9 protein-coding genes are annotated in these 12,212 nt (G+C 71.8%); all 9 read left to right on the top strand.

Annotated elements, in window-relative coordinates:
• The first annotated feature begins 388 nt into the window (after positions 1-388).
• The 9 genes from DEJ35_RS14300 to DEJ35_RS14260 all read left to right on the top strand — a co-directional run bounded on the left by DEJ35_RS14300 (position 389) and on the right by DEJ35_RS14260 (position 12,179).
• The gene (locus DEJ35_RS14300) at positions 389-2,092 is read left to right on the top strand and encodes a xylulokinase (RefSeq protein ID WP_111192994.1); all 1,704 of its coding nucleotides are present in this window, start codon (positions 389-391) and stop codon (positions 2,090-2,092) included.
• Positions 2,089-2,799: an L-ribulose-5-phosphate 4-epimerase gene (locus DEJ35_RS14295; protein ID WP_111192993.1), complete on the top strand. Its 711-nt coding sequence runs from the start codon at positions 2,089-2,091 to the stop codon at positions 2,797-2,799. Before DEJ35_RS14300 ends, DEJ35_RS14295 begins: the two co-directional genes overlap by 4 nt.
• Positions 2,796-4,331 carry an L-arabinose isomerase gene (gene araA / locus DEJ35_RS14290; protein ID WP_111091275.1) on the top strand — a complete coding sequence of 512 codons (1,536 nt, stop codon included), beginning with the start codon at positions 2,796-2,798 and terminating at the stop codon, positions 4,329-4,331. Before DEJ35_RS14295 ends, araA begins: the two co-directional genes overlap by 4 nt.
• A gap of 17 nt (positions 4,332-4,348) precedes the next feature.
• The gene (locus tag DEJ35_RS14285) at positions 4,349-5,623 is read left to right on the top strand and encodes an FAD-binding protein (protein ID WP_111192992.1); all 1,275 of its coding nucleotides are present in this window, start codon (positions 4,349-4,351) and stop codon (positions 5,621-5,623) included.
• Between the two features lie 94 nt (positions 5,624-5,717).
• Positions 5,718-6,635: a cation-transporting ATPase gene (locus tag DEJ35_RS14280; RefSeq protein ID WP_111192991.1), complete on the top strand. Its 918-nt coding sequence runs from the start codon at positions 5,718-5,720 to the stop codon at positions 6,633-6,635.
• 204 nt (positions 6,636-6,839) lie between these two features.
• The gene (locus tag DEJ35_RS14275; RefSeq protein WP_111091272.1) at positions 6,840-8,507 is read left to right on the top strand and encodes an ABC transporter substrate-binding protein; all 1,668 of its coding nucleotides are present in this window, start codon (positions 6,840-6,842) and stop codon (positions 8,505-8,507) included.
• Positions 8,504-10,246: an ABC transporter ATP-binding protein gene (locus tag DEJ35_RS14270; RefSeq protein WP_111192990.1), complete on the top strand. Its 1,743-nt coding sequence runs from the start codon at positions 8,504-8,506 to the stop codon at positions 10,244-10,246. Before DEJ35_RS14275 ends, DEJ35_RS14270 begins: the two co-directional genes overlap by 4 nt.
• Positions 10,243-11,178 (top strand): ABC transporter permease, encoded by a 936-nt coding sequence (locus DEJ35_RS14265; protein WP_111091270.1) that lies wholly within the window; start codon positions 10,243-10,245, stop codon positions 11,176-11,178. The genes DEJ35_RS14270 and DEJ35_RS14265 overlap by 4 nt, the downstream gene beginning before the upstream one ends.
• Positions 11,175-12,179 (top strand): ABC transporter permease, encoded by a 1,005-nt coding sequence (locus DEJ35_RS14260; protein ID WP_111091269.1) that lies wholly within the window; start codon positions 11,175-11,177, stop codon positions 12,177-12,179. The genes DEJ35_RS14265 and DEJ35_RS14260 overlap by 4 nt, the downstream gene beginning before the upstream one ends.
• Positions 12,180-12,212: the final 33 nt, after the last annotated feature.

The following is a 12,212-nucleotide window of genomic DNA, read 5'->3' as shown; positions in this document are numbered from 1 at the left end:
GGTTCGGCGGGTGGTCAGGACTTGCGCGGGTGCGGGGCGGCGGGTGGTCAGCACTTGCGCGGGTGTGGCGCGCCAGCGGGTCGAACTTCGTCGTCGTCCTCGTTCGTCGCGCGGTCACGACCCGTCGTGAGTGGAACGTCGAGTGGTCAGGAACGGACGGCTGCTGATGTGCCGGACGACGGTTCGTGACCGGTCGGGGGAACTGAGCGGGGTGTTGCGACCGGTGGGGCAGGCAAGCAGGCAAGCAGACGGGCGGGGGGACGACCGGACGACCGGACGAGCGGGACGAGCGGGACGGACGGGCGGCGCGCCGCGGCGTTGCGTGAGTGAGCGCTCACGTGCCAGGATGTGAGCGCTCACTGGGGACGACGAGGTTCTGGAGGAACGCATGGGTGACGACCGCCGACAGCGGATCGTGGACGGCCGCACCACACTCGGGATCGAGCTCGGCTCCACCCGCATCAAGGCCTGCCTGGTGGACGAGGACCTCGTGCCCATCGCGGCCGGTTCCCACGAGTGGGAGAACGAGTACGTCGGCGGTCGCTGGACCTACTCGCTCGGCGCCGTCGAGACCGGACTCCGCGCCGCGTACGCCGCCCTGGTGGCCGACGTCGAGGCGCAGTACGGAGTGACCCCGACCACGTACCGCGCCGTGGGCGTGAGCGCGATGATGCACGGCTACCTGGCGTTCGACGCCGCGGGCGAGCTGCTCGTGCCGTTCCGCACCTGGCGCAACACCTCCACGGGCCCCGCGGCCGAACGGCTCAGCGAGGCGCTCGGCTTCAACATCCCGCTGCGGTGGTCGATCGCGCACCTGTACCAGGCGGTCCTCGACGACGAGCCGCACGTGGCCGGGATCGCCGGTGTCACGACGCTGGCCGGCTACGTGCACCGCCGCCTGACCGGGCGGAACGTCCTGGGCGTCGGTGACGCGAGCGGCATGTTCCCGATCGAGGGCGGCCCCGTCGACAGTGGCCCCGGCGACCCCGGCGCGAAGGACTTCGACCACGCCATGCTCGCCACCGCGCAGGACCTGATCGGCGTGCCGGACCTGCGGTCCCTGCTGCCCGAGGTCCTCGTCGCCGGTGCCGAAGCCGGCGAGCTGACCCCCGAGGGCGCGGCCTGGCTCGACCCGACCGGCGCACTCGAACCCGGCGCACCGCTCTGCCCGCCCGAGGGCGACGCCGGAACCGGCATGGTCGCGACGAACGCCGTCGCCCCGCGCACCGGCAACGTCAGCGTCGGCACGAGCATCTTCGCGATGGTCGTGCTCGAGCAGCCGCTGACCACCGCGCACGAGGAACTCGACGTCGTCACCACCCCGGCCGGCGACGCCGTGGCGATGGTGCACTGCAACAACGGCGCGAGCGAGATCGCGAGCTGGGCCCGGGTGTTCGGACGCTTCGCCGAGGCCTCGAGCGAGCGGACCGGCGCGACGCCGATCGGCATCGACGACGTCTACGCCACCCTGCTCGCCGAGGCCGTCGCCGACGACACCGACCCCGACGCCGGCGGCCTGCTCTCCTTCAACTACCTGGCCGGTGAACCCGTCACCCACGTCGAGGACGGTCGGCCCCTGCTGCTCCGCACCCCCGGCGCACGCTTCACGCTCGGCAACCTGGTGCGCTCCGAGGTGCACGGCGCCTTCGCGACCCTGGCCATCGGCATGGACGTCCTGCACGGCGAACAGGTGCAGGTGGACCGGATGACCGCGCACGGCGGGCTCTTCCGCACGCCCGGCAGCCCGCAGCGGCTCCTCGCGGCGGCGTTGCGCGTGCCGATCGCGCTCGAGGAGACCGCGGGCGAAGGCGGCGCGTGGGGGATCGCCGTGCTCGCCGCCTACCTCGAGCACACCGACCAGCAGCTCGCCGACTACCTGTCCGACACCGTGTTCGGCGGGGACGCCGTGCACGTTGCCGAACCCGAGCAGGCGGACGTCGCCGGGTTCCAGACGTACCTGGAGCGCTACCGGGCCGCACTGCCCGTGCAGGACGTCGCGGCGGCGGCGACCCGCCCCGGCGCGACCACAGGACCGACCGAGCAGACCGACGGCGCCGACCCGCGCCTCCAGACAGAGGAAGTGACCCGATGACGGACGCGATCGACGAGACCACACGCCAGGTGGTGGCGACGACGCGGGAGCGCGTCGCGCGCCTGCACGGCGAACTCGTCCGCTACGGCCTCGTGATCTGGACCGGCGGCAACGTCTCCGAGCGCGTGCCAGGGACGGACCTGTTCGTCATCAAGCCGAGCGGGGTGTCGAGCGACGACCTGACGCCGGAGAACCAGGTCGTCTGCACCCTCGACGGCGTGCCGGCCGAAGGCTGGGGCAACGAGCACGGCCCGTCCAGCGACACCGCCGCGCACGCCTACGTGTACCGGAACATGCCCGAGGTCGGCGGCGTCGTGCACACCCACTCGACCTACGCGACCGCCTGGGCCGCCCGCGCCGAGGCGATCCCCTGCGTGATCACGGCGATGGCTGACGAGTTCGGCGGACCCATCCCGGTCGGCCCGTTCGCGATCATCGGCGACGACTCGATCGGCCACGGCATCGTCGACACCCTGAGCGGCCACCGCAGCCGTGCGGTCCTGATGCAGAACCACGGCGTCTTCACGATCGGCAAGGACGCGAAGGACGCCGTCAAGGCGGCCGTGATGTGCGAGGACGTGGCACGGACCGTCCACATCTCGCGGCAGCTCGGCGACGCGGTGCCGATCCCCGAAGCCGACATCGATCGACTCTTCGATCGCTACCAGAACGTCTACGGACAGAACCCCGAAGGAGCCATGCGATGACGCAGGACACCACCGTCGACCCCCAGGCCACGCTCGACAGCTACGAGGTCTGGTTCCTCACCGGCTCCCAGGGGCTCTACGGCGAGGAGACCCTGCGCCAGGTCGAGGAGCAGAGCAAGGCGGTCCACGCGGAACTCGCCGGGCACCTGCCGGTGAAGCTCGTCTGGAAGCCCGTGCTCAAGGACGCCGACGGCATCCGCCGGGCGCTCATCGAGGCGAGCGCCGACGACAAGGTCATCGGCGTCACCACGTGGATGCACACGTTCAGCCCGGCCAAGATGTGGATCGGCGGCCTGCAGGCGCTGACCAAGCCGCTGTTGCACCTGCACACGCAGGCGAACGTCACGCTGCCCTGGGCGGACATCGACTTCGACTTCATGAACCTCAACCAGGCCGCGCACGGCGACCGTGAGTTCGGCTACGCCCTGGCCCGCCTCGGCGTCCGGCACGCCACGGCCGTCGGCCACGTCTCGGACCCCCGCGTCCAGCAGCGCGTCGCGAACTGGACCCGTGCCGCCGCCGGTGCCGCCGCTGTCCGCGAGCTGAAGCTCACCCGCTTCGGCGACAACATGCGCTACGTCGCCGTCACCGAGGGCGACAAGACCGAGGCCGAGATCGAGCTCGGCGTGCAGGTCAACACGTGGGCCGTCAACGAGCTCGCGGCAGCGGTGGAGGCCGCAGAAGCGGACACGGCAGCGGTCGACGCGCTCGTGGCCACGTACGAGCGCGACTACGACGTGGACCCGTCACTCCGCAGCGCCGGCGGCGAACGGCACGCCGCGCTCCGCGACGGTGCCGCGATCGAGATCGGCCTCCGCACGCTCCTGCAGCAGAACGGCAGCGCCGCGTTCACCACGAACTTCGAGGACCTCGGCTCGCTCAAGCAGCTGCCGGGCCTGGCGGTGCAGCGCCTGATGGCCGACGGCTACGGCTTCGGTGCCGAGGGTGACTGGAAGACGGCGGTCCTGGTCCGCGCGATGAACGTCGCCGGTGCCGGCCTGCCCGGTGGTGCCTCCCTGATGGAGGACTACACCTACGACCTCACCCCGGGCGCCGAGAAGATCCTCGGGGCGCACATGCTCGAGGTCTCGCCGACGCTCACGACCACGAAGCCGACGCTCGAGATCCACCCCCTCGGCATCGGTGGCAAGGACGACCCGGTCCGCCTGGTCTTCACCGCCGACTCCGGCGAGGCCGTCGTCGTCGCGCTGTCCGACACCCGCGACGGCTTCCGCCTCACCGCCAACGTCGTCGACGTCGTGCCCCCGACCGAGGCCCTGCCGAAGCTGCCCGTCGGCCGCGCGGTCTGGGAGCCCCGGCCGTCGTTCCCCGTCGCCGCCGAGGCCTGGCTCACCGCCGGCGCCGCCCACCACACCGTGATGACGACGGCGGTCGGCCTGCAGGTCGTCGAGGACTTCGCGACCATGGTCGGCACCGAGTTCCTGGTCATCGACGAGCACACCACCGCACGCGGGTTCCGCGACGAGCTGCGTCTCCAGCAGACGTGGCACCGTCTCGACCGCGGCTTCTAGAGGAGTCAGGACCCACGATGGACGACGTGATCGCGGCCGAGCGCACCCGCACCAACTGGGCGGGCAACGTCACCTACCGCGCCTCGGCGCTGGCCCGGCCGACGTCGGTGGACGAGCTCCAGCAGCTCGTCGCCTCGACGCCGCGCCTGACGGCGCTCGGCTCGCGACACTCGTTCAACACCATCGCCGACACCGACGCCGTCCAGGTGTCGCTGTCGGACCTGCCGCCCGTGCTCGACATCGACGCGTCGCGTCGCGTCGTGCGGGTCGCGGCCGGCATGACGCACAGCCAGGTCGCGGCCGGTCTGGAGGCCCGTGGCTGGGCACTCGGGAACCTCGCGTCCCTGCCGCACATCTCCACGGCCGGGGCCGTCGCCACGGGCACGCACGGCTCCGGTGTGCGGAACCCGTCGCTCGCGCAGGCGGTGGTCGGCCTCGACGTCGTCCGCGCCTCCGGTGAGCTCGCGCACGTCGACGCCTCGTCGCCGGACGGGCTGCTCGACGCCCACCGGGTGGGGATCGGCGCGCTCGGCGTCGTCACCGCGGTGGAGCTCGCGATCGAACCGACGTTCCAGGTCGCCACGACGGTGCACCTCGACCTGCCGTGGGACGCCGTCGCCGAGCAGTTCGACCAGGTGATGTCCGACGCGTACTCGGTGTCGATGTTCACGTCGTTCGACGACCGCGGTGCCCGGCAGGTCTGGGCCAAGCACCGCGTCGACGAGGCCGCACCGACCGTCGACCTCGTGGCACTGGGAGCCCGAGCGGCCTCGGGTCCGGTGCACCCGGGCGAGAACGACCCTGCCGGGGTCACCGAGCAGGGCGGCGTGCCGGGGCCGTGGTCCGAGCGACTGCCGCACTTCCGGTCCTCGTTCACCCCGTCGACCGGGGCCGAGATCCAGGCGGAGTACCTGATCCCTGCGGCGTCTGCCGTTGCGGCCCTCGAGTCGCTCCGACCGCTGGCGTCGCTGTTCGCCCCGATCCTCATCGCCGCCGAGGTCCGCACCATCGCAGCCGACACCGCCTGGCTCGCGCCGTCGTCCGGACGGCAGTCGGTCGGCCTGCACTTCACGTTCCGTCGCGACCCCGCCGCCGTGGCCGCGGCGGTGGCCCGGATCGAGGACGTCCTGGCACCGTTCGACCCGCGGCCGCACTGGGGCAAGGTCTCCGCCGCGAGTGCCGAGCGGCTGCACGAGGCGTACCCGCGGCTGTCCGACTTCGCCGCGCTCGCCCGGGACCTCGACCCCACGGGGCGGTTCCGCAACGCGTTCCTGGCGCGCATCCTGTCCTGAGCCGCGCCGGTTCCCAGGGGATCGGGATGCGTTGCGCGGGTGTCGCACCGGAGCAGCGCCGGGCCTTCACATGTGAGGACGGAAAGGTCGGGGCATGGCGAACCTCAACCGCATCCTCGGCATGGCCTCCAAGGCCATCGACAAGCAGCTCCAGAAGCGTGGGCAGGGGGGAACCGCACCCGGCGGATCGCAGCAGGGTGGTACCGACTGGCGCGGCATCGTGCGCAGCGCCGCGGACAAGCTGACCGGCGACGACCGGAACCAGCAGCAGCCGCAGCCGCAGCCGTACGGCCAGCCGCAGCCGCAGCAGTACGGCCAGCCGCAGCCGGCGCAGTACGGCCAGCCGCAGCAGCACGCTGGCACGCCGCAGCACGGGGCCGACGCCGACAAGGTCGCCCTGGCGAAGTACGACTACCTGCTCCGCACCTCGTCGCCGGAGCAGCTCGAACAGGTCCACCACGACGCCTTCGCGCGGCTCACCCCCGCGCAGCGCCAGCAGGTCCGCGACCGCCTCAACTCCGAGCTCCCGCCCCACGAGCACCTGCGCGACGACTCGGCGGGCGGCATGGCCCGTGCGATGACCCGCGGTGAGATGTCGCGTCCGGGTCTGGTCCGACGGGTCCTCGGCGGTTCCGGCGGCTCGGGTCGGTCGGGTCCCGGCCGGGGCCGTGGCGGCGCCTTCGCCGGTGGTGCAGCGGTCGGCGCCGGCGCGATGGCGTTCGGTGGCCTCGCCGCCGCGGTGGCCGGGGGAGCGGTGCTGAGCGCCGCCGCCGGGCCGGTCCTGGCAGGGGCCGCCGACCTCGGCGTGGACTTCGAGGGCATCGCCTCGGGCATGGGCGACCTCGGGCTCGGTGACCTCGGTGGTGGCGTCGAGGGACTCGTCGGTCAGGGCGAGCAGTTCCTCGGCGGGTTCGGCGAGCAGGCCGCGGGCTTCGGCGAGCAGGCGTCCGGTCTCGGCGAGCAGGCATCGAACCTCGGCAACGACTTCCTCGGTGGGCTCTTCGACCGCTGACGCACCGCTGTGCGAACGCATCGGGAATAGCGGGACGGCGTGCGGCGCTTGCAATGTTTCGTCGTGCGTCGTCCGAGGCGCGCGAGATTCGGACGGGCCACCGTCGCGGTGTCAGGATGGACGCCGCCCGGCGGGTGAACCGTTCCGCCGCCGCAGCGACCGCCACCGCGATCGCGACCCCCTTCCCCGAGGAGCAGCACCGTCATGAGACGCCCCAACCGCCTGACGATCACCGCGGCCGTCGCCGCAGCAGCAGCCCTGGTGCTGACCGGCTGCTCGGGTGGGGGTTCGTCCGACGACGGCGCCGAGGGCACGGCGAAGGGCGGCACGCTCAACATCCTGACGCCGCAGACCTCGTTCCACCTCGACCCCGCGACCAGCCAGAGCCTCGGCATCACGTCGCTGGGCCTCGTCGCCCGACGGCTCACCACGTGGGACGTCGAGCCGGGCAAGACGGCGAAGGTCGTCCCCGACCTGGCGACCAACACCGGGGTCTCGAGCGACGACGGCAAGACCTGGACCTACACGCTGAAGGACGGCGTCGAGTTCCAGGACGGCACGCCGATCACGACGAAGGACATCAAGTGGGGCATCGAGCGCTCGTTCGCGCCGACGCTGAGCGGTGGCCTGAGCTACCACAAGTCGCTCCTGGTGGGCGGTGCCGACTACAAGGGTCCGTTCGACGGCGAGTCGCTCGACAGCATCGAGACCCCGAACGACAAGACCATCGTCTTCAAGCTGAACGACGCGTACGGCGACTGGCCGTGGCTCGCGTCGATGCCGGCCTTCACGCCGGTGCCCGAGGGGGACGGCAAGGACACCGGCGCCTACGACCTGAAGCCGGTCGCGTCCGGTCCGTACCAGGTGCAGTCGAACACGCAGGGCTCGCAGGTCACGCTCGTCCGCAACGAGAACTGGAGCGCGAAGACCGACGAGGTCCGCACCGCCGGCCCGTCGAAGATCGTCTTCAAGGAGAGCCAGGACCAGTCCACGGCGACGCAGACGCTGATCGCGGACAACGGGGACGCCAAGAACTCGTTCGGCGCCATCTACCTGGGTGCCGCCGAGCTCAACCAGGTGCGCAGCAACCCGGCAGCTCAGGAACGCCTGGCCACGTCGAAGGCCGGCCCGATCAGCTACATGGCGATCAACACGCAGCGCGGTGACCTCAAGGACCTCAAGGTCCGCCAGGCGCTGCAGTACGCGGTCGACCGCAAGTCCTTCCGGATCGCCGCCGGCGGTGCGATCGCCGGTTCGTACGCCTCGACGCTCATCACCCCGGGCATCGCCGGTCGCCAGGACTACGACCTGTACGAGACGAAGGCCACGGGCGACGTCGACAAGGCGAAGCAGCTGCTCAAGGAGGCCGGCGTCACGGGCCTGAAGCTGACCCTCGTGACGCAGAACGACCCGACCTACCTCGCCCAGGCCCAGGCGCTGCAGTCCGGCCTGAAGCGCGCTGGCATCGCCGTGACGCTCAAGCCGCTCGACTACGACTCCTTCACCCAGGCGACCACCAACGGCACCGACTTCGACCTGTCGCTGTCGAGCTGGCAGCCGGACTTCCCGAGCGCGAACGCCAACCTGCAGCCCCTCTACGACTCGTCGCAGATCGGCGGCGGTGGCTACAACGTCTCGAAGTACAGCAACCCCGAGGTGGACGCCCTCATCGCGAAGGCGAGCTCCACGGTCGACCAGGACGACGCGCAGAAGCTCTGGGCCCAGGCGGACCAGAAGATCATGGCCGACGCCCCGGTCGTGCCGCTGATCTACGCGAAGCAGTCCTTCCTCGCCGGTTCGAGCGTGCAGAACTTCCAGATCGCGGACTTCCCCGCGTACCCGAACTACCTCAAGGTCTCGCTCGAGCAGTGACCGAACCGATCCTGCAGGTCGAGGGGCTCCGCGTCGCGTTCGGTGACGCGGAGCCCGTCGTCCGTGACGTCTCCTTCGACCTGACGCCCGGCCGGGTCCTCGCCCTGGTGGGGGAGTCCGGTTCGGGCAAGTCCGTCAGCGCCATGAGCGTGCTCGGGCTCCTGCCGCCGCAGGCCTCGGTGTCGGGCAGCGCCCGGTTCCGTGGCGAGGAACTCATCGGTGCCGCCGTCGAGACGGTCCGCGCTGTCCGCGGTGCGGGCATCGGCGTGGTGTTCCAGGAGCCGATGAACTCCTTCACGCCGGTCCTCTCGATCGGCACGCAGATCGCCGAGGCCGTCCGGGCACACCCGACCGGGCTCGACCGCGCCGGGGTCCGGGCACGCGTCGACGAACTGCTCCGTGACGCCGGCCTCACCGACCCGGAGCGCATCCGGAAGGCCTACCCGCACGAACTGTCCGGCGGCCAGCTCCAGCGCGCGATGATCGCGATGGCCCTGGCCGGCGACCCGGTCGCACTCTTCGCCGACGAGCCCACGACCGCGCTCGACGTCACCGTGCAGGCCGGCATCCTCGACCTGCTGCGGCGGCTCGGCCGCGAGCGTTCCCTCGCCGTGCTGCTCATCACCCACGACATGGGCGTGGTCGCGGACGTCGCGGACGACCTGCTGGTGCTGCGCCGCGGCGACCCGGTCGAGCACGGCACCGTCGCCGAGGTCTTCGCCCACCCGACCGCCGACTACACGCGCGAGCTCCTGGCGGCCGTCCCCAGCCTGGAGGCCCGCCCCGCGTCCGACGAGCCGCTCGCGTCGACCGAGACTCGGCCTGCCGGACAGGATGCGGCCTCCGAAGGCCGCGATCTGTCCGCAGCGGCGAGTCTCGGACGGGCGCAGGCGGGCCCCGCAGCGGCGAGTCGCGCCTCCCGGCCGCCCGTCGCGCGCCTGCGCGACGTCGCCGTGCGGTACTCGCGCCGGGGCGGACCGACCGTGTCCGGCATCGACCTCGACCTGCACGCCGGCGAGACCGTGGGCCTGGTGGGCGAATCCGGTTCCGGCAAGTCCACGATCGGGCGTGCGCTCGCGGGGCTGGTGCCCGTCGTCGCCGGCTCGGTCGAGGTGGACGGCAGCGACCTGCGCACCGCTCGCGGACGACGACTGCGCGAGCTGCGCAGTCGGGTCGGCATCGTGTTCCAGGACCCGGCGTCGTCGCTCAACCCGCGACAGACCATCGGCTGGAGCATCGCGGAACCGCTGCTCGTGCACGGCACCGACTCCGCCGCCGACCGCGCCGAGCGGGTCCGAACGCTGCTGACCGCCGTCCAGCTCGACCCGACGTGGGCCGAGCGGTTCCCGCACCAGCTGTCGGGCGGACAGCGGCAGCGCGTCGCCGTCGCACGTGCGCTCGCACTGCGGCCGGCACTCCTCATCGCCGACGAACCGACCTCGGCACTCGACGTGACGGTGCAGGCCGCCGTGCTCGACCTGCTCGCGGGGCTGCAGCAGGAGTTCGGCTTCGGCATGCTGCTCATCAGCCACGACCTCGCCGTCGTCCGCCAGCTCGCCGACCAGGTGATCGTGCTGCGCGACGGCCGGGTCGTCGAGCGGGGGAGCACCGACGCCGTGCTCGACGACCCGCAACAGGACTACACGCGCATGCTCCTCGCCGCAGCACCCGTCGCCGATCCCGTGCGACAGGCCGCTCGCCGCGAGGCGTGGCGCGCGTGGGAAGGAGTGGCCTCGTGACGGCCAACGTCGTCGACCGACCGGTCGCACCGTCCGGCCGCACGACCGGCTTCCGGGCCGTGGTGCGACGCGTCCGGCAGGACCGCTGGGCGGTGGCCTCGGCCGTCGTCATCGCGGTGTTCCTGGTGGTCGCCGTGGCCGCCCCGCTCATCGCGAAGGCGTCCGGGCAGGACCCGTACTCGTACGACATCGACGCGCTCAACTCGTTCGGTGCACCCCGGGGCGCCGGCGGCGGCATCAGCGGCGAGCACTGGTTCGGCGTCGAGCCACTGACCGGGCGTGACCTGTTCTCGATCGTCACGTACGGTGCGCGGACCTCGCTCGGCATCGGACTCGCCGCGACCCTGGTGTCGATCGTCATCGGCGTGCTCGTCGGCGTCACGACCGGGTTCTTCGGTGGCTGGTACGACCGGGTGCTCTCGCGGGTCGTCGACGTGATCTTCGGGTTCCCGTCGCTCGTGTTCATGATCGCCCTCACCGCGATCGTGCCGTCGACGTTCCCGAAGCCCGTGCTCGTCGTGCTCGTCATCGGGTTCTTCGGCTGGCCAGCCGTGGCCCGTGTCGTGCGGGGGCAGACGCTGTCACTCGTCAGCCGCAACTACGTCGTCGCCTCCACCGCGATGGGCGCCGGGCGCTGGCACGTCATCCGCACGCAGCTGCTGCCGAACCTCGCCGCGACGATCACCGTCTACGCCACCATCTCGATCCCGTCGATGATCGGCGCCGAGGCCGCGCTCTCGTTCCTGGCCGTCGGCGTCAACCCGCCGACGCCGTCGTGGGGTCGCAGCATCGGCGACGCCATCGGCTGGGTGCAGACCGATCCCATGTACCTCGTGTTCCCCGGAGCCGCACTGTTCCTCATCACCCTCGCCTTCAACGTGCTCGGTGACGCTCTGCGCGACGCCCTCGACCCGCGAGGGGGCACCGCGTGAACGCTGCCACCCTGCGGTTCCTCGCGATCCGCGTGCTCGGGGCCGTCGTCGTGCTGCTCGTCGTCGCGGCCATCACGTACGCGCTCTTCATGCTCCTGCCGACCAACCCGGCGCGGGCGATCTGCGACAAGCCCTGCACCGCCGACCGGTTGCGTGAGGTGCAGGCGTTCCTCGGTACCGACAAGCCCTGGCTCGCACAGTTCGGCGCCTACCTCGGCGGCATCTTCGCCGGCCGGACCTTCGGCAGTGGCAACAGCGTGATCGAGTGCGCGGCGCCGTGCTTCGGGTACTCGTTCCAGCTGCACGAGAGCGTCACCGAGCTGATCCTGGCGCGCCTGCCCGTCACCGCCTCGATCGCCGTCGGCGCCGCCGTGCTGTGGCTCGTCGCCGGGGTCTTCGGCGGCACCGTCTCGGCGCTGCGCCGCGGCACCTTCGTCGACCGGGCCGTCATGACGGTCGCGGTCGCCGGCGTCTCGTCCCCGGCGTACCTGGTCGGGCTGCTCGGCATCCTGCTCTTCGGCTTCGTGCTCGGGATCCTGCCGACCAGCGGGTACGTGGCCTTCAGCGACGACCCGGTCGGCTGGTTCACCCACCTGATCCTGCCGTGGTGCGTGCTCGCCTTCATCAGCGCTGCGATCTACGCCCGGTTGACCCGTGGTGAGATGCTCGAGTCGATGTCGCAGGACTTCGTCCGGACCGCCCGGGCCAAGGGGCTGCGCGAGCGCCAGGTCGTCGTGCGGCACGGCCTCCGGACGGCGATCCTGCCCGTGGTGACGCTGTTCGGGCTCGACCTCGGGTCGCTGCTCGGCGGTGCGGTCATCACCGAGAAGGTGTTCTCGATGCAGGGCCTCGGTGCACTGCTCATCGACGCGGTGCACACCCTCGACCTGCAGGTGGTCGTCGGCTTCACGGTGTTCTCGGCGCTGCTGATCGTCACGGCGAACGTCATCGTCGACGTGGTCTACGCATTCGTCGACCCGCGGGTGCGGCGCCGGGCGTAGGGCCGCCTCCGCTCGCGCCCCACCACGCGGGCG

This window comes from Curtobacterium sp. MCPF17_051 (assembly GCF_003234595.1).
GTDB classification, from domain to species: domain Bacteria; phylum Actinomycetota; class Actinomycetes; order Actinomycetales; family Microbacteriaceae; genus Curtobacterium; species Curtobacterium flaccumfaciens.
This window is presented reverse-complemented; position numbering and strand designations above follow the sequence as displayed.

Bases quoted from the DNA above. Each gene is read 5' to 3' on its own strand.
- DEJ35_RS14275 (WP_111091272.1), top strand. From the start codon at position 6,840: ATGAGACGCCCCAACCGCCTGACGATCACCGCGGCCGTCGCCGCAGCA.
- DEJ35_RS14280 (WP_111192991.1), top strand. From the start codon at position 5,718: ATGGCGAACCTCAACCGCATCCTCGGCATGGCCTCCAAGGCCATCGAC.
- DEJ35_RS14300 (WP_111192994.1), top strand. From the start codon at position 389: ATGGGTGACGACCGCCGACAGCGGATCGTGGACGGCCGCACCACACTC.
- araA (WP_111091275.1), top strand. From the start codon at position 2,796: ATGACGCAGGACACCACCGTCGACCCCCAGGCCACGCTCGACAGCTAC.
- DEJ35_RS14285 (WP_111192992.1), top strand. From the start codon at position 4,349: ATGGACGACGTGATCGCGGCCGAGCGCACCCGCACCAACTGGGCGGGC.
- DEJ35_RS14295 (WP_111192993.1), top strand. From the start codon at position 2,089: ATGACGGACGCGATCGACGAGACCACACGCCAGGTGGTGGCGACGACG.